Annotated in this window: 16 protein-coding genes; 12 read left to right on the top strand and 4 right to left on the bottom strand. The window is 43.3% G+C overall.

The genetic code is table 11. The features are described 5' to 3' along the window. Positions 1-135: 135 nt before the first annotated feature. Positions 136-1,143 carry a rod-share determining protein MreBH gene (mreBH, locus tag VK080_RS11805; RefSeq protein ID WP_324224963.1) on the bottom strand — a complete coding sequence of 336 codons (1,008 nt, stop codon included), beginning with the start codon at positions 1,141-1,143 and terminating at the stop codon, positions 136-138. Between the two features lie 481 nt (positions 1,144-1,624). Here mreBH and VK080_RS11800 point away from each other — a divergent pair, with 481 nt between their 5' ends. After that, complete coding sequence (locus VK080_RS11800) at positions 1,625-2,455, top strand: CAP domain-containing protein (RefSeq protein WP_324224962.1); 831 nt, start codon at positions 1,625-1,627, stop codon at positions 2,453-2,455. A 264-nt stretch (positions 2,456-2,719) separates the two neighbouring features. On the opposite strand, the gene VK080_RS11795 is transcribed toward VK080_RS11800, so the two are convergent. Next, on the bottom strand, positions 2,720-3,895 hold the full coding sequence (locus VK080_RS11795) for an MFS transporter (RefSeq protein WP_324224961.1): 1,176 nt from the start codon (positions 3,893-3,895) through the stop codon (positions 2,720-2,722). Positions 3,896-4,067: 172 nt separating this feature from the next. Between VK080_RS11795 and VK080_RS11790 the strand changes: the two genes are divergently transcribed. From VK080_RS11790 to VK080_RS11765, 6 genes are all read left to right on the top strand, one after another. Next, positions 4,068-4,838, top strand: a complete 771-nt coding sequence (locus VK080_RS11790; RefSeq protein WP_324224960.1) for a lysophospholipid acyltransferase family protein — start codon at positions 4,068-4,070, stop codon at positions 4,836-4,838. Between the two features lie 115 nt (positions 4,839-4,953). After that, a complete protein-coding gene (locus VK080_RS11785; RefSeq protein WP_324224959.1) occupies positions 4,954-5,949 on the top strand; it encodes a glutaminase in 996 nt (331 codons plus the stop codon). Positions 5,950-6,054: 105 nt separating this feature from the next. After that, positions 6,055-6,720, top strand: a complete 666-nt coding sequence (locus tag VK080_RS11780) for an SOS response-associated peptidase (RefSeq protein WP_324224958.1) — start codon at positions 6,055-6,057, stop codon at positions 6,718-6,720. Positions 6,721-6,822: 102 nt separating this feature from the next. After that, positions 6,823-7,293: a low molecular weight protein-tyrosine-phosphatase gene (locus tag VK080_RS11775; RefSeq protein WP_324224957.1), complete on the top strand. Its 471-nt coding sequence runs from the start codon at positions 6,823-6,825 to the stop codon at positions 7,291-7,293. 20 nt (positions 7,294-7,313) lie between these two features. Next, entirely contained in the window at positions 7,314-7,619 is a 306-nt protein-coding gene (locus tag VK080_RS11770; protein ID WP_324224956.1) for a YtxH domain-containing protein, read from the top strand. 23 nt (positions 7,620-7,642) lie between these two features. After that, positions 7,643-8,467, top strand: coding sequence for a YihY/virulence factor BrkB family protein (locus tag VK080_RS11765; protein ID WP_324224955.1), 825 nt, complete (start codon positions 7,643-7,645; stop codon positions 8,465-8,467). Between the two features lie 168 nt (positions 8,468-8,635). Here VK080_RS11765 and VK080_RS11760 read toward each other — a convergent pair whose 3' ends face one another. Next, positions 8,636-9,808, bottom strand: a complete 1,173-nt coding sequence (locus VK080_RS11760) for an MFS transporter (RefSeq protein WP_324224954.1) — start codon at positions 9,806-9,808, stop codon at positions 8,636-8,638. 125 nt (positions 9,809-9,933) lie between these two features. On the opposite strand from VK080_RS11760, the gene VK080_RS11755 reads away from it, so the two are divergent. The 4 genes from VK080_RS11755 (at position 9,934) to pdaA (ending at position 13,685) form a co-directional block, all read left to right on the top strand. Further along, on the top strand, positions 9,934-10,326 hold the full coding sequence (locus tag VK080_RS11755) for an OsmC family protein (protein WP_324224953.1): 393 nt from the start codon (positions 9,934-9,936) through the stop codon (positions 10,324-10,326). Positions 10,327-10,428: 102 nt separating this feature from the next. Continuing rightward, complete coding sequence (locus VK080_RS11750) at positions 10,429-11,223, top strand: YfkD family protein (protein WP_324224952.1); 795 nt, start codon at positions 10,429-10,431, stop codon at positions 11,221-11,223. A 289-nt stretch (positions 11,224-11,512) separates the two neighbouring features. After that, complete coding sequence (locus tag VK080_RS11745) at positions 11,513-12,823, top strand: Na+/H+ antiporter family protein (protein WP_324224951.1); 1,311 nt, start codon at positions 11,513-11,515, stop codon at positions 12,821-12,823. A 61-nt stretch (positions 12,824-12,884) separates the two neighbouring features. Continuing rightward, positions 12,885-13,685 carry a delta-lactam-biosynthetic de-N-acetylase gene (pdaA, locus tag VK080_RS11740; protein ID WP_324224950.1) on the top strand — a complete coding sequence of 267 codons (801 nt, stop codon included), beginning with the start codon at positions 12,885-12,887 and terminating at the stop codon, positions 13,683-13,685. Positions 13,686-13,745: 60 nt separating this feature from the next. On the opposite strand, the gene VK080_RS11735 is transcribed toward pdaA, so the two are convergent. After that, positions 13,746-16,406 (bottom strand): EAL domain-containing protein, encoded by a 2,661-nt coding sequence (locus VK080_RS11735; RefSeq protein ID WP_324224949.1) that lies wholly within the window; start codon positions 16,404-16,406, stop codon positions 13,746-13,748. A gap of 205 nt (positions 16,407-16,611) precedes the next feature. Between VK080_RS11735 and mbcS the strand changes: the two genes are divergently transcribed. Further along, positions 16,612-18,192 (top strand): acyl-CoA synthetase MbcS, encoded by a 1,581-nt coding sequence (mbcS, locus tag VK080_RS11730; protein ID WP_324224948.1) that lies wholly within the window; start codon positions 16,612-16,614, stop codon positions 18,190-18,192. Positions 18,193-18,344 lie beyond the last annotated feature (152 nt).

The raw sequence follows: 18,344 nt of genomic DNA, 5'->3' as shown, positions 1-18,344 counted from the left end.
AGCATACGTTCCAGGGAACACATACTTCATCCTGGTAGTATAACGCCGTCAAACCATTAAAAAAACCGTGTGCCATTTTATTGATTGGCAAGCACGGTTTTTTGCTTCAGTAGGCCCAGATCGGCATTAACAATATTATTTTGCAGCTTTCTGCAGTTTGGAGATCATTTTCAGTGAACGTCCGGTTCCGATTGCCACGGATTCAAGCGGGTTCGGGGCGAGATGAACAGGGACGGCAATTTCTTCTGATAGCCAATCTTGTAGCCCATTCAGCTGGGAGCCGCCCCCGGTCAGTACTATACCATGATCCACGATATCCCCGCTTAGTTCAGGCGGGCAGTTCTCCAGTGTTGACTGGATGGTTTCGAGAATTTGTTCCAGCGATTCACTGAGTGCAGAATAAACCTCTTTAGAAGATACTGATATTGTTTTCGGTAAGCCGGTTACCATGTCACGCCCGCGAACATCCATGAATTCTTCTGTATGGTTTTCATCTGCATGGCCAATCTCCATTTTAATGTTTTCGGCGGTACGTTCCCCGATTAGGATATTGTATTTTTTCCGGATATAGTTGACGATTTCCTCATCCATTTTATCGCCACCGGTGCGGATGGAATTGCAGGATACAACGCCACCGAATGAGATGATACCAACTTCGGAAGTCCCGCCGCCAATATCAACTGTGACATTGGCGATAGGCTCATCGACCGGTAAGTCGGCGCCGATTGCTGATGCGACCGGTTCTTCAATCAAATGCACATGTTTTGCGCCATAGCTGGAAACGGCATTATGGATTGCACGTCGTTCAACGGTGGTACTTCCGGATGGCGTGCATACGACAACAGTCGGCTTGCGCATGGACAAGCCCATTTTCTTACTGACTTTCTTCAATAATGCCTTCAGCAATTGTGCTGTCACGTCATAATCCGCAATCACACCATCTTTCAAGGGGCGGATCGGGATGATGTTTTGCGGTGTTTTTCCGACCATTTCCTTTGCTTCTGATCCGACAGCGACAACATTTTTCGTATTTAGATCAATCGCCACAACAGATGGCTCGTTCAATACAATTCCTTTTGTTTTGGAATAGATCAATATATTAGCCGTACCCAAATCAATTCCGATTTCTGCGGTTGATAACATGTTATGCTCCTCCAATGATGTAATGAAATCTATTTAATGAAAATAGGAATACATTTCAAATGAGTTATGCGGAAAAGTCCACATTTCACTACTATAACCTTCTATAATTTATCATAGTTTTTGGGGGTAGAAAATGACTTACAAATATTGGCTGAGTTAGAATCCGAGCTTTCCCATCAAATCTCATTCTTCTTCAATTTCAACTTATAATCAGCAGAAAATCAAGTGACATTTCGTTTACAAATCGCAGCTGATTGTAACAAACAGGCGTCATTCGGACATGTGTCAATAGCCATTTTGCTGTAATTTTTACCATTGGATAAAACCTTTTCCTGCAATATTCTATTTTGATGTCCTGTTGCTGTGCCATTTTCTGAAAAATACAAGAAACGATACCCTCATGGAAATCGATGCCAAGAATATTACAAAAAATGCATGGTATGATGATTTTGCAAATAAAAACACAGGAGAGGTGACTTCAATGTTTAACAAAATAATGGTCGGTTCACTGACCGCAGCATTGCTATTTGGCGGTGCATTTCAAACAACTGCAGATGCCTCTGCAAGCACTGGTTCATCACAGGATCAATCACAAAATCAATCCTATCAGCACAAAGTCTATTATTCTGTTAACGGGAGTGACTGGACTGAGCATTCAAATGATCGGTTCGGTAACTATTTAAATAAATATTTCCCGCAAATCAATTGGAATTGGGACAAGCTGCAAAACAATCATGAACAGCCAAAACAAGATAAACCGGAGCAGAATCAGGAGCAGCCTGAAAACAATAACGACTCAACACAGCAGCAGGATAAATCAGAACAGCAAGAATCAGACAAGCAAGAAGATCAGCAAACTGAGCAGCCGAAAGCAGAGGCACCACAACAACCGGCTGAACAGCAGGATCAGCAAAATCAATCACAATCACAACAACTGAATGAATTTGAACAGCAAGTGGTTGAGCTGACAAACCAGGAACGCCAGGCACAAGGTTTGGAGCCGCTTAAGGTTGACACGGAATTAAGTAAAGTAGCACGTGAAAAATCCCGTGATATGGCAGCCAATAACTATTTTTCACATGACAGCCCGACTTATGGGTCACCATTTGATATGATGAAACAGTATGGTATTTCTTATCGGACTGCCGGTGAAAACATTGCCAAAGGACAGCGCACACCACAGCAAGTTGTGGATGGGTGGATGAACAGTGAAGGCCACCGTGAAAATATCATGAATCCGAACTTCACGCACATCGGCGTTGGCTACGTTGAACAAGGCAACCATTGGACACAGCAGTTTATTGGGAAGTAAATCAACAGAAAAGGGTCTGATCATCAAGGTTTCCCTTTCTAAATTAAATGGCAAGTATCGTCAAATTGATACTTGCCATTTAATTATTAGAATCTAAAGTTAGCTTATCAATGTTAATAAATGCTTTAACCTCCCGTAATAAGTCCAATTCGATCATAGCATAACATTCAAAACGATCGTTCATTGCACCCATTTGCAATGAAAATATACTGCTTACATTTCTCTAATTTGACGGTCATTTTAATAGGTAATGAAACCCGTAGCTCAGGAGTCAGTTCCTCTTATGTGTGTTTTCTCTGAATTCTTTTGCCCATACATCGAAATTAGCGCGGCTCCGACCGAAAGAATAACAAACAGTCCGCCAACTGTGGCATTTTGTTCAACGGAGGTACGCTCAATAACCAGCCCGCCAATCATTGACCCAAAGGCAATACCAAGATGAAGTGCTGAATTATTAAGGCTTTGCTGAATGTCTGACGTTTCAGGTGATAAGGTAATCAGATAACTTTGGGTAGCGGGAGATAATGCCCAGCTCAATATTCCCCAAATGATCAGGATGACTAAAAACGCGGGCAGTGCAAATGTTGTATAGGGTATGGAAAATATTGTCAGAACAAACAGGATCGTGGTGAGCATAATAGTGCGTTTTGCGCCAATGGTATCGGATAAAGCACCGCCAATGCCGCCACCACTTACGGCTGCGACACCAAAAATCAGATAAATGATACTGACCCAGGTCCCGTCCACTCCCAAGGCTGTTTTGGAAAAAGGCGTCAGATAAGCATAAAGGATTGTATGACCTGTCATGAACAGAAAGGTTATCGATTGGCCGAAAAATATTTTCCGGTTTTTCAGGGTTGCCAGCTGATCCTTAATTGAGCTGGAAGGTTTTGGTTCTACACGATCCATCAGGAAAAACACACCAGCCATTGAAAGAACAGTCAATAGCGTAATCAAGACAAACGGGGCGCGCCATCCAAATGTATTACCCAGTATCAATCCGACGGGAAGACCGAGCACAATGGACGCGCTGACACCCATGGAAACAATTCCGATGGCACGCCCGCGATATTTATGTTCGACAATCGATGGTGCAATGGTCAGACATAAAATAATCAGCAAGGCTCCGCTTAACGCGGAAATAACTCTCCCAATAAAAACAACACTATATGTCGGGCTGAACACAGTCACCAGATTTCCCACGAGAAATACACCCAATGAAACAAGTGTCAGCCGTTTTCGTTCTATATTGGACGTGAGAATTAATAAAATGGGTGAACCAATCGCAAAAATGAATGAAAATATAGTAATCAGTAAGCCAACCTTACCAAGACTGACATTTAAATCAGCGGCCATCAAGTCCAATATCCCACCGATAATCAATTCGACCATTCCGACAACGAATGCGACAACCATCAAAAAGTAGACCCGTTTATTCATGTTATGACGCCTTTCTCAATAATCTCAGGATTCAATCCTACCCCCGATCGTCTTAAAAAACAAGTGAATAAATCATGTTTGGAATATTGCCGGAGTTTAGACAGCATGCCAAGTTTCTTTTCACAATCCCCTTTCAGCGGTATAATAAAAGTGTCAATAGGAGGCGGGTCAAATGATTTGGAGCCTTAAAATTTATTTGTATGCAGGGATATTGATACTTGGTGCCTGGTTCAAATTGCTGCAGGTTAAACGAAAATTAAATCACTCCGGAACGGCGGTCACTATGGATCAAATTTTCGCCACGCCAAAAGATGTTTCGCAAAAAATCATCAATAAGACAAATTCGGACGTCCATGTAACCGGCAGGGAAAAATTGCCGGACGGTCCTGTCCTGGTGGTGGCCAATCATCAGGGGCTGTTTGACATTTTAGCGTTGCTGGGCCACTTGGGTAAACCGATTGGATTCATTGCCAAAAAGGAGATTAACAAACTGCCGGTTGTCAGCAGCTGGATGGAACTCTTGCATTGTGTATTTATCGACCGGAGCGACCGGCGCCAATCGGTCAAAGCGATTAATCAGGGAATAGCTAACTTAAAAGAAGGGCATTCCATCGTCATTTTCCCCGAGGGCACAAGAGGCAAAGGTAATAAGCTGAATACGTTTAAGTCCGGGAGCCTCAGGCTGGCGACAAAGGCAAACGTACCGATTGTCCCTGTAGCGATTGACGGCACGCATCAATTACTTGAAGAAGGCAACGGCATGGTCGGCACGTCAACCATCACACTGACGATAAACGATCCTATTTACCCGGATGATTACCAGGATAAAAAACATGGCGAACTGGCCGCGGAACTCCAGATGGTCATCGAACAAGCACTTTACTCAAAACGGACTGCCAAACGAGTTGAGGCTTCCAGTGATACAATGCCGATAACGGAATAGGTATTCTATAAAGCGTAAGTGTTTCTCATGATTTTGGAATCATTCGATATTATTTTTGGCATAAATCGTGAAGAATTCCGCGCCATAAAGACATACTATGACGAGAGGTGATTGTATGGTACAGGGAATAGCAAATTGGAACACGGGCGAAACACAGGAGTGGCTGCAGCAATATGTCGATGACTGGGTAGCCTTTTACCGAAAAAATACGGATGAAGGCAATGTTGCATCCTATATTCCGGAATTGCAGAAAGCCGATCCCAATGATTTGGGCATTGTGATCATCGGCAAAGACGGGTTGACGGTCCGTTCAGGTGATACGGAGATTCCGTTTACATTGCAAAGCATTTCAAAAGCCATCACCTTTATCGTGGCCTGTATGGAGCGCGGTGTTTCGTATATGCTGCAAAGGGTTGATGTGGAGCCGACCGGCGAGGCATTTAATTCCATCATGCACCTGGAAATGAAACAGGTTAAAAAACCGCTTAATCCGTTTAATAATGCCGGAGCGATTACAGTGACCTCCACGCTGCCGGGGAACACGCCGGATGAACGGCTCGAACCGGTATTCAAATTGCTTGAAGATATGCTGGGCTATCGTCCTGAATTAAATGTTGACGTCTATGAGTCAGAACGGGAATCATCAACTAGGAATCGGGCAATCGGTTATTATTTATTGGAAGTCGGTTTTTTGGAATCCGATTTGGATATCACGCTGGAAACATATTTCAAACAATGTTCAATTGAGGTGACGATAGACGATCTGGCACGGATTGGCATAATCCTTGCCAATGATGGAATGGATCCCAAAAATGGTGAAGAAGTGATTCCGAGGCAAGTTACCCGGATAACGAAGGCACTCATGCTGACATGCGGGATGTATGATGCGTCAGGGAAATTTGCCACCTATGTCGGCATTCCGGCAAAAAGCGGTGTGTCCGGGGGTATCTTGGCTGCGGTCCCACCAAGGGTTCGTGATGAAACCATGCCATTTACCGATGGCTGCGGAATCGGCGTATACGGCCCCGCACTTGGAGAAAAGGGAAACAGTGTTGCCGGATTCCGCTTGCTTCGCCATATTGCCACCCAGTGGGATTTAAGCATTTTTTAAAATATTGAAATCGGCTGTCCGCCGATTTCTTCAAATCTGACCTCTGACATCCAGCTCTGAGGAATGAGGCGGATGCCGAATTTTTTAGATGGGAGGCGTGAAACCATGTGTGGACGTTATACATTGCTTGCCGATGAGGTGGACATTTTGGACGAATTCGGGATTGATCAGCCGATTGACGATTATCAACCTAGCTATAATGTTGCCCCCGGACAAAATGTGCTCGCCATCATTCACGATGGTAAGCAAAAACGGGCCGGCTATTTGCGCTGGGGGCTTGTCCCGTCATGGGCAAACGATGAAAAAATCGGTTATAAAATGATCAATGCCCGCAGTGAAACAGCACATGAAAAGCCAAGTTTCAAACGACTCATGGCACGGAAGCGCTGCCTGATTGTCGCGGACAGTTTTTATGAGTGGAAGCGTGATGGCAACGAAAAACAGCCAAAGCGGATCCAGTTGGAGGACCGCGGGCTGTTTGCGTTTGCCGGGCTGTGGGATAAATGGGAACAAGATGATAAAAAACTTTTTACATGCACAATCCTGACCAAAGAGGCGAATGGATTTATGCAGGACATCCATCACCGAATGCCGATTATTCTGCCAAAGGGTAAGGAAGATGCGTGGATTGAGACAGGTAACCAGACACCTGAAGAAGCGCACCATTTCCTGACGTCATTGGAAACAGACGATTTAACGGCCTATGATGTTGCAAGTTATGTCAATTCGGCAAAAAATAATGATGAAGCGTGCATTGCGCCGCTTGTTTAAACTTTTTTGACGTCCTGCCCCTGTCGAATGGTGGCATTTGAGGAAAGCTCCCATTATAATGTCTAATAGATATAACAAACTAATGGGGCAGGGGTTGAAAGTATGATACGTGTATTGTTCTTATGTCTTGGGAATATTTGCCGTTCCCCGATGGCCGAGGCTATTTTTCGGGATTTGGTGAAAAAAGAGGGGCTTTCTGATAAAATCGAAGTGGATTCAGCGGGGCTGGGTCACTGGCACGTTGGTGAAGCACCGCATGAAGGAACACGAGATATACTGGATAAACAGCACATCTCTTACGATGGCATGAAAGCAAGGCAACTGCAAAACAGGGATCTTGGCGAGTTTGACTATCTGGTAGCGATGGATGAACAGAATATCAGTGCTTTGTCGGCGTTTGACGAAACCAGCGATGACATGATAGTTGCCAAGCTGATGGATTTTGTCGATGAAGCGGGAGATGTGGATGTTCCGGACCCATATTTCACAGGAAATTTTGATTATACGTATGAGCTGGTGTCAGAGGGCTGCAGCGCATTGCTGAACAGTATCAGAAATAAACATCATTTATAACATTAAAGGAGCGAAGACAGATGGGAAAACAAAAATTATGCTTAGGGTTATTGATCGGTACCATTGCAGGTGGACTTCTTTCATTATTGGACCGTGATGCAAGAAGTTACGCGAGAGGGAAAATGGCGGTTGTCAAAAGTGGTTCGTCATACTATATGAAACGTCCGTCCGAAGCCGTGAAAAATGCCAAAAATGCCTTTGACCGTTTTAATGACACATTCACAAGAGGTGCTGATAACGCGATCAATGCTTTGGAACAAGTTGAGAACACATTGGATCAGTTTACAAATAAGAAGGATGGGGAAGAGCTGAATAATAATTTGTAGACCGATGATGTGAGGGCGATAACATGTGGCAGGAGATTGTGGATTTCGGGAAAAGATTGTTTCAGCGCGTAACGGATGATGATATTTTTGGGATAGGAGCCCAGCTTGCCTATTTTTTATTGCTTTCACTCTTTCCATTCCTGCTATTTTTAATGACACTGGTCGGGTATTTACCGCTTGATACGGCGGATATCACCAGTTTTATCGAACAATATGCACCCGGTGAAATATCCCAGCTGATCAATGAGAACGTGACCGATCTGGTCAATCATCAGAGCGGGTCATTATTGTCGGTTGGGATTATTGGTACACTTTGGGCGGCATCAAATGGGATCAACGCCATTATGAAGGGGTTCAATCGTGCTTATGACGTTGACGAAGATCGGTCTTTTATCGTGACAAGGCTCATTGCCATTATTTTAACAATTGCCATGGTTTTGGTCATCTGCATGGCTTTTTTGCTCCCTGTTTTCGGGAAGATGATCGGTGAATACATTTTCGCGTTTTTCGGGGTGTCTGAAAGCTTCCTGAATACATGGGACACACTGCGCTGGGTCGCATCGACCGCTGTTATTTTTGTTGTACTGCTGGCACTCTACCGTATGGCACCCAATACACGGATTTATTTTAAAAATGCTGTATGGGGAGCGCTGTTTGCGACGATCGGCTGGCAACTGGCCTCATTGGCATTTTCCTTTTATGTTAATGCGATGGGCAATTACTCGGCGACATATGGAAGCCTGGGATCGGTCATTGTTCTGATGATCTGGTTTTATCTGACCGGGATTATCATTATGATCGGTGGTGTGATCAATGCCATCTTACGGGAAAAAACAATATTGAAATAGGGAGCTGTCACGGTTATGTGGCAGTTTTTTATGGGAGCATATTTGATGGATCATGATTACTAAAGGTTGAATCAATGCTTCATTTCGATCATGCAGGACCATCTGGTAGCAAGGTTCAGTAGTTTTTTTAAAATTAAAACGGGCATTTCGGTGTGGAACGCCCGTTTTTTAGCTGTGGCCCGGCTGCAGCCTCGTGTCTTTTTTGAAAAAGATCGCTGCCAGCGTAAGGATGAGCATAAAAATAATAACATAGAAAAAAGAAACGCCGGGGAAGTATTCAATAAATAAGCCGCCCAGATAAGGCCCGATCAGGCTGCCGATGCTGAACGAAATGCCTGTCATCAGGTTGCCGGCCGGTAGAAGCGCTGCCGGCAGCAGGTCGGTCATATAGGCAATGCCTAATGAATACAGTGACCCGACCAGCATACCTGAAGTGGCAAAGGCAATAAATAAAGCGATCACAGATGTTTCAAATAACGCCGCGAACAAAAAGCAGATAATGCCACCTGATATGACTGACAGCAAAATTTTCCGTCTTCCCAAACGGTCACTTAATACCCCTAAAGGGATTTGTGTAATAATGCTTGCACCGGCAAAAAAAGGGATGATGACGGATAAGACGTTTACATCATGACCGATCCGCAAACCATAAACAGGGAAAATACCATGCAATGTCGCTTCCAAAAATCCGTACCCAAACGCCGGCAAAAGGGCAACCCAGGCAAGTTTTCCGGTTTGGATGAACCGGCTGATGGAGCTGGAACTGCTGACATTATGAACGTTATCGTCCTCAGGCATACTGTTTCGGACAAAAAACATCGTTGACCAGACAAGCATGCTGAGAATTGCGGATACTAAAAACGGCAATGCCTGGTGGATTTCCAGAAGCCGTGTCATGAGCGGTCCCACTGCAAATCCGAGTCCGAATGACAGGCCATAAAGCGAAATATTTTTCCCGCGTTTTTCCTTGGGACTTGTGGTTGTAATCCAGGTCTGGGTACTGAAATGAAGCATATTATCCCCGATGCCAATCATAACCCGCAGAATAAACCAAAACCACAATGCCTGCCAGACAGGGAATAACGCTAACGACATGAATACCAGCATACCGCCGATCATAATCATCGGTTTAAACCCGATTTTGCGCATCGGTTTTTCCATGAAAGGCGACGCGATCAGCACACCGATATACAACCCGGTAGCATGCAGGCCATTAACAGAGGAAGAAACACCATTCTGTTCAAGAATAATGGAAAGTAATGGCAAGATCATCCCTTGCGAAAAACCCGATATGAAGACGAGTGCCGTCAATATCCAAAATCTTGTCTGTGCCGAAACCATATTTGTCTCTCCCCTGTCATGAAAATTAGCTGAGGCGAAAACATTTTATCTGAATCGCATTATGCTTTAATATTTAGGGTAAATGATAACAAAGATTATTTTAAATCAAGGAGTTGAAAATAACAATGGAATTTCATATGAAAGATGAAGGGGTACGCATTAATTTGGATTATGGAGAGCTGGATATTTCGGGTGATGAAGCATATGGTTTTCGCCCGTTTCAATTGATGGTCGCATCGATCGCAGGCTGCAGTGCATCGGTCTTCAGGAAAATTTTAAAAAAACAGCGGACCGAAATTGCTGATATGACAATAATGGCAAATGTCGAGCGCAACCCGGACGAGGCAAACCGGATTGAACGGATTGACTTGCATTATGTGATCAAGGGTTATCATCTTGATGATGAAAAACTGTATAAAAATCTTGCAATAGCACGGAAAAACTGCTCGATGGTCCGTTCAGTCGAGGAGAGCATCACTATCGAAGAAACGCTGGAAACGATCGAGTTAAGCCGTTGAATATTGCCGGGTATAATATTCATGTGTCCGAAAAAACTAACGTTAAAGCTGAAGCTTAACAGCTGGAAGCGGAAGCACTTTTTTTTGAAAGGACTGGGACACATGAACAAACGATATGGTATCACCATTTTAATGGTATTGATTTTATTGATCCCTGTTAGTAGCTTGGCTGAGGAGAAAGAGGACCCAAAAAAGGAGTTTGAGATACCGAATCATGTATTGAACATATCAAAGGAAAATACGTACCCAAATTCAACTGAGGATCAGGAAGTGGTTGAACCAAGTGAACTGACTAGTGAATTAATTGAAAATGCAGAGGTTCCGGTGGAAAATCCGGATCTGATTAAGATGCTCAACGAAACCTCCATTAACCCCTCCCCAATTGCTTTCGGCTACAGGGGAATGGTCTATATTGGCAGATGGCCATTGAATTATGAATCGAGCGAAACAAACATCAATTGGGAGTATCAAAGTATAAATTCGAATGAACTCAATAATATCGGCGGCGATTCCGAGCAGAAAATGCAATACAACCAACAGGAAAAAAAGGAAATTAAAGGTGCGCTGACGAACAAAATTGCCAATCCCGACGATATTAAGAAGATGATGCTTCTGAAAGCTAAAGATAAGACCGAACTGCCACTGGCTTACTCCACGGTCATCGGGAAAAATACGAAAAAGGAAAACTCCTATAGTGTACCGGCAAAAAAATACGGCGAACTGCAGGCATACGCACCGGCAGTTAATGAAAAAGGTCAAGTGACATTTGGCGAAGTGTACTTCCAATTAAAAGGCAACGATAAAGCCATTGTGATCAAAAACATTACCAAACAAGGTATAGGCGCATGGATTCCGATTCAGGATCACGTTTCATTTTCGTTTCAGTTGAAGGAATAAAAGTGGTTTGATAAAACCCCCTGGAAACTTTCCAGCGGGGTTTTATCAACCGGAAAAACGAAATATCAACCGGATAGATAATATATTAACGGCATAACGATATATCTAAACATGGGTGTCCCCATTAAAACATTTTTCCGAATTCCAACCCACCAGCCCTGACAGCGTCTCTTCCACAATTTCAAAGCAATATTCTATATAAATTTCATTACCAGGGTTGATTTTCTCGCTTTAATACTTTATCATAGTAAAGTATCGATAGAGAGAAATTTTGAGAGGGGAAACGAACATGGAATGGGTTGTTGTCATATCTGTACTGGTATTGACGATCCTTAGTCTGTTAAGGATCAATGTCATTATTGCCATTATTGCGGCAGCACTGACGGCAGGGCTGATGTCCGGGCTGTCGGTCATTGAGTCCATTGAAATGATGGTCAGCGGCATGGGCGGTCAGGCCAGTACTGCATTAAGTTATATATTGCTTGGTGCCTTTGCGGTGGCGATCAGTTATACAGGGATCACCAGTATTCTTGTCAACTATTTAATCAAAGTATTGACCGGCAAGAAGACGATGATGGTATTGGCGATTGCCGGTGTTGCATGCTTGTCGCAAAACCTGGTGCCGGTGCATATTGCATTTGTACCGATATTAATACCGCCTTTGCTAAAATTATTTGATGAAATGAAAGTTGATCGCCGTGGTGTGGCGGCAGCGCTGACATTTGGGTTAAAAGCGCCATATATCATGATCCCGGCTGGATTCGGTCTGATTTTCCACGAAACCATTCAGAACGGCATGACCGAAAACGGCACGAATATTACAATCGGACAGTCGGCACTCGCGATGCTGATTCCAGGTGCAGGGATGATTGTCGGACTCCTGATTGCGGTCTTGTTCACATATCGGAAAGATCGCGAATCGATTCCGGGTGCTGGTGGCAGTGGGGCAGATTTCACCACACCACCCACGGAAAACATCACGTTTAACCAAAAGCATGCCTTAACCTTGGTTGCGGTTGTCGGTGCACTGATCGTTCAAATCTTCACCCAAAACCTGATTGCAGGTGCGCTGACCGGGCTCGTTCTGATGTTTGCCCTTGTCGTTGTTCCATTTAAAAAAGGCGATCAGGTCATGGCTGATGGGATTGCGATGATGGGACAAATCGCATTTGTCATGCTGGTTGCATCCGGTTTTGGAAAAGTTTTGGAAGATACAGGCGCTGTAAATGCACTTGTTGAGATGTCATCTGGATTCCTCGGCGATAATCAGGCACTCATTGCGCTTATATTATTGCTCGTCGGGCTGATAGTCACGATTGGCATTGGTTCATCATTTGGAACGATTCCGATACTGGCAGCACTTTTTGTCCCGATTTGTCTGTCAGCAGGTTTTTCAACACTCGCGACCGCTGCCCTGATTGGAACGGCCGGAGCATTGGGTGATGCAGGCTCACCGGCATCAGATAGTACACTTGGCCCGACATCAGGACTGAACGCTGATGGCAAGCACCATCACATTTGGGATACGTGCGTCCCGACATTTATTCACTTTAACATTCCATTGCTTATTTTTGGCTGGATTGCGGCCATGGTCCTCTAGTCCCAGCGAATAAATGAACACAAAAATGGACAAAGTAAGGAAAAAATAGGTGGGGTATAGTATGCGACAATACATTTTTATGGCAGTGACGCTTATCCTGTTTTTTCTTGCTTGTGTTCCTTCTCAATATGTGATTCATGCCGCCGGTGGCTATGGTTGGGGTTTTAAAAAGAATGACGACCATGAAATTCCGGACGTTGGCCGATATAAACAGATTCTTGATGAATATGGGGCATACTATGCTGATTTTTCCGGTGAAAAAGTGGTATATCTGACATTTGATAATGGCTATGAGGAAGGGTATACCGATGAAATCCTTGATGTTTTAAAGAGACATAAAGTCCCCGCAACCTTTTTTCTAACGGGGCATTATGTGAAAAGTCAGCCCGATTTGGTTGAACGAATAGCTGATGAAGGACATATTATCGGAAACCATTCGTACCATCATCCAGATTTTACGATCGTTAAAAGAGAAACGATGAAGGAAGAATTGGAGACATTGGAGGAGGCGGTTGCGGAAGTATCTGACCAGAAAGATATTAAATTTATGCGTCCGCCAAAAGGAATGTTCAGTGAAAATACACTCGATTGGGCGAATGAACTGGGGTATATCCATATTTTCTGGTCCTTGGCATTCGTTGATTGGAATACCAGCGAACAAAAAGGGTGGCAATACGCATATGAGAATATTATGGACCATATCCATCCGGGAGCAATTATACTGCTTCACACCGTGTCGTCCGATAATGCCAAAGCATTGGATAAAATGATTACGGCGTTGAAAAAACAAGGCTATCAATTCAGGAGTCTGGATCACCTTGTGCTGAAAAACAAACTTCCACGGCCGATTTATGGCTATTAACGCACCGTAGTTTAATAATGAAAAAGCTGTCTTTCCAATGAGGGACAGCTTTTTCTTATATTAGAGATGATGCTTCATCAGATAAGCATACGGGTTTCCTTCGATAAAATCGGTTTCCGGAATCCGTTGATTCAATCTTACAAGAACACTCATTTTGTTGATGACACCGGCGAGTCTGTCTTTTTCCTGTTCCGATATACTGAACTCAATGCCATAGTTGAATGTATCGCCTTTTGATTCATTTTTCCAGACCAATTTGCCATCCAGCCTGAATAATTCACCCATTAAAACAAGTTTAAAGTTCAGTTTAATCGGTGAGTTAACTGGCAACTTTAGTGATGTAAATATTTTTAAACCGCCGAGACCTATGTTTTCGATTAATATTTGAGCAGATCCGAGTTTAACCTTTCGCCCATTCATTTCTGTAATGGTCATTTCGCCAATTAAAGGGGTTGGAAAATCAAGCCGGAAGTATTGTCTGCGTTCTTCTTCCGGTGGCTTGTGAGACTTTGGTTTTGTCGGTTTCAGGTAGCCGGTTTCCAACATTTGGTTGAATGTTTTCAGCGGCACTGGTCTGGAATACAAAAAGCCCTGGATTTCATCACATTCATTTTGTTTCAGAAACGCCAGCTGCTCATATTCTTCAACACCTTCAGCAATGGCTTTCATGTTCAGACCTTTTGCCAAATGAATAATCGAAGCGGTGAACGCTGAATCCCTGTTGTTTTCCGACGTGATACTATGGACAAATGCTTTATCGATTTTAATAATGTCCGGGTGGAATTCTTTTAAATACAACAGTGATGAAAATCCGGTTCCAAAGTCATCAATGGCGATTGCAACGCCTAATTCTTTTAAACCCTCCAGCGTATTCAATACCACTTTTTCGTTTTTCAGCAAGGATCGTTCTGTTATTTCCAGTTTCAGATATTTTGCCGGAATATCGAACCGGTTAAGTTGTTCTGTAACAAATTCGACCAGTCCTTGTTTCATAAATTGAATGGGCGATACGTTTATGGAAATGGGGCGTAAGTTATAGCCCTGATCTTTCCAGGAACGTAATTGCCGGCACACATTTTCAATTACCCACTCCCCAATTTTATGGACGAGATGGTTTTCTTCAGCCAGTGGCATAAACTCGCCCGGTGATACAAGTCCCCAATCGGTATGATGCCATCTTATTAATGCTTCGGCTCCTGTTATGACCCCTGTGTCTGTTTCGATTTGCGGTTGGTAATAGATCTCAAACTCTTGATTTTGAATGGCTTTCCGCATATCTCTATCCAGCACAAACTTTTTGTAGGATGTAATATCTTTAGAGAACGCGTATAGCTGATAATTGTTTTTGCCTAATTGTTTGGCACGATATAATGCTGCATGGGCACTTTCGAGTAACGAAAGTTTGTCATCACCATCTTCCGGATAAAAACTGATACCGATACTGGTTGTCAGGTGCAGCTCATAATCATCTACCGTAAATGGTTTTTCAACCACTTCAATGATCTGTTCAGCTAACCCTAATACAAATTCTCTTGATGAACAGTTGTCAACCACCATAATAAAATCATTGCTGCTTATCCGTGCAAGATATGCACCATCCGGCATAACCGACAGGATTCGATTGGCAGTCCTTTTAAGAACTTCATCCCCAATATTGTAGCCAAGGGAATCATTGATTATTTGAAAACGATCTAAATCGAGATAATACAAGGCAAACGGTTCAGACATATCACTTTCACATAGTGTATCCAACTTGTCATATAGGCTGCGTTGATTCGGCAGGGAAGTAAGGGCGTCATGCGTTGCTAAATATTCAAGTCGTTTCTGCATTTCAATTTCAGGTGTAATATCAGCAAGCATCCCGAACAGATAGGTTAATTCCCCTTTATCATTAAACCATGGCACTGTTTGATCATATACCCATTTTAATGTCCCATCACCGCACTGAATACGGTATTGATGGTGCAGTGTTTCGCCTTCTTTCAGCAATTTCTGGCGGTTGAGCACTTCCTCTCTCTCATCAGGATGGATAAGATTTTCCCAGATGTTGGGGTCATCGCAGAGTTTATGCACCGGGTATTGCAGTAATTCACTGGCTCCTTTTGATACATATTCAGTCCTTCCAGTCGTATATTCTTTCAGCCATATTCCTGCATTTAAATGATCCAGTATCAATCTGTTCCGCTTTTTGGTCTCATCCATTCGGCTTTCCAGGTGATGCTGGGTTGTGTCGTCATGTACAACACCGATCAGTTTATATGGTTTGTTGTCTTTCCATATCGCCTCAGCCTGCCCTTTCAGGTAGCGCAGCTCCCCGGTTTTTCCATGATAAATTCGAAAATCAGCTGCACAACCGATCCCCTTTTCAGCAGCTTGCCTGACAATAGAATACGTCTTATCACGGTCATCTGGATGTACATAATCAAAAGCCTGATTCAATGAAAGATGTCTATCTGTTTGCTCAGATCCGAATATATCATGAGCATATGATGAGAAAGATAATGTGTCGTCATCAATGATATACTCCCAGCTGCCGATTTGCGCAATTTGCTGCGCATGTTCCAGGTGATTTTTATTTAGCTTCAGTTCTTCGTGATCCATCGCTAAAGAAGCGTGGTCATTTTTTATGTTATCGATGTTTACACTGTTTTCATGATTGCTGACCTTATTTTTTTTAAATAGCTGTGTCAGCAAATTTAACTTCTTTTCTTTCGTCCCCATCTTTTTAGCTCCCTTATAGAACGGAATCAAATTTCGGTACATTTATGCCACATAAGTATAATACAAAAGTCCTATTAAAGGTATGGTTTTTAAAAAATTGTTGGCTTAATGTCAAATGTTTTTATTAACAAGGTGTTAATATTCTATTTAAATTTTCCCGAATTTTGATACAATAAAACATAATACTAGTATTGGAGTTGATCAGATGAACAGAGACGATTTAATTGCTCCAAGAGACTACAATATTGTGATGGAAATGGAACGCTTTGCAGCAGCCAGTCCAAACAGACATGCATTAATCTGGCAGGATCAAGATGGCTCGTCCAAAGAAATGACGTATGAACAGCTCATGAAAAACGTGAATAAAATTGGTAACGTTTTCAAAGAACAGGGGCTGAAAAAGGGCGATAAAGTGCTCGTGATGATTCCGCGGTTAATCGAAGCATATGAAACATATCTTGCCGCACTAAAAACCGGGATTATCGTTATACCAGGTTCAGAAATGCTGAAAACGAAAGATCTGCAATACCGGATCAGCCATGGCGAGGTTAGTGCTGTCGTCAGCTACTATCCGTTTGTTGATCAATTTAAGGGTGTTAAGGGATATGATCAATTGACATTATTTTCAGTTGGGAAATCAGTTGATGGCTGGCTTGACCTGGATGCATTGAAAAAAGCGGCATCGGATCAGCTGGATATGGCCGGGACGACAAGGGATGATATTGCCTTTTTATCGTATACTTCCGGGACAACCGGTAATCCAAAAGGGGTGATCCATACACATGGCTGGGGTTATGCCCATCTGATGACTGCCCCGGAAAATTGGCTTGGCATCAAGGAAGGTGACAAAGTGTGGGCAACTGCAGGCCCGGGCTGGCAGAAATGGATTTGGAGTCCATTCCTGTCTGTGCTTGGTTCAGGCGCAACCGGGTTTGTTTATCAAGGCAAGTTTGAACCGAAGACATATTTGGGGCTGCTGCAGGATGAAGAGATCAACGTGTTATGTTGTACGCCGACTGAATATCGGCTGATGGCGAAAGTGGATAATCTGGATGATTATCAGCTACCTGCGCTTCGCAGTGCTGTATCAGCAGGAGAGCCGCTGAATCGTGAAGTGATCGACACATTCCGGAAATATTTTGATATAACGGTTCGTGATGGTTATGGTCAAACAGAAAACACCCTATTGTTAGGTTTTATGGAAGGTATGGCGGTCAAACCCGGATCCATGGGCAAGCCAACACCGGGGAATGACGTGGCCATCATTGACGAAAATGGTGATCCGGTTCCGGCGAATGAAGTTGGTGATATTGCAGTCAAACTGGACAGTCCGGCATTGTTCCGGGAATATTATAAGGATCCTGAGCGGACAAAAATGTCCCGGCGTGGTGATTATTACGTGACCGGTGACCAGGCATCAAAAGATGACGATGGCTATTTTTGGTTTGAAGGACGGAGTGACGATATTATCATCAGTTCCGGCTATACGATTGGGCCATTTGAAGTGGAGGATGCATTAGTCAAACATCCGTCTGTTAAAGAGTGTGCAGTTGTGGCAAGTCCGCATGACGTACGCGGGAATATCGTCAAAGCATTTATTGTACCACAGGAAGGCGCTGACGCCGGTAATCCGGATTTGGTCAAAGAACTGCAAGATCATGTCAAGGTGTTAACTGCACCATATAAATACCCAAGAGAGATTGAATTTATTGATGAATTGCCAAAGACAACGTCAGGAAAAATCAGGAGAATAGAGCTGAGGCAGAAGGAGAAGGTTAAGCATTAATTGAATTAAATGTTTATTTGAGCAGGCTAATCTAAACGGTTAGCCTGTTTTAATTTGTCTAGTAGAGGCTGTCAAAAAGTCTGATTTTCCAAAAACAACTATTTGATAGATGAATGTGAAGTGACTCAAATTTTTTTGAAAAAGTTAAGCAA

It is taken from the genome of Lentibacillus sp. (assembly GCF_035301925.1).
Classification (GTDB): domain Bacteria; phylum Bacillota; class Bacilli; order Bacillales; family Amphibacillaceae; genus Lentibacillus.
Note: the sequence above shows the minus strand (reverse complement) of the source record. Positions and strands in the feature narration are given on the sequence as shown.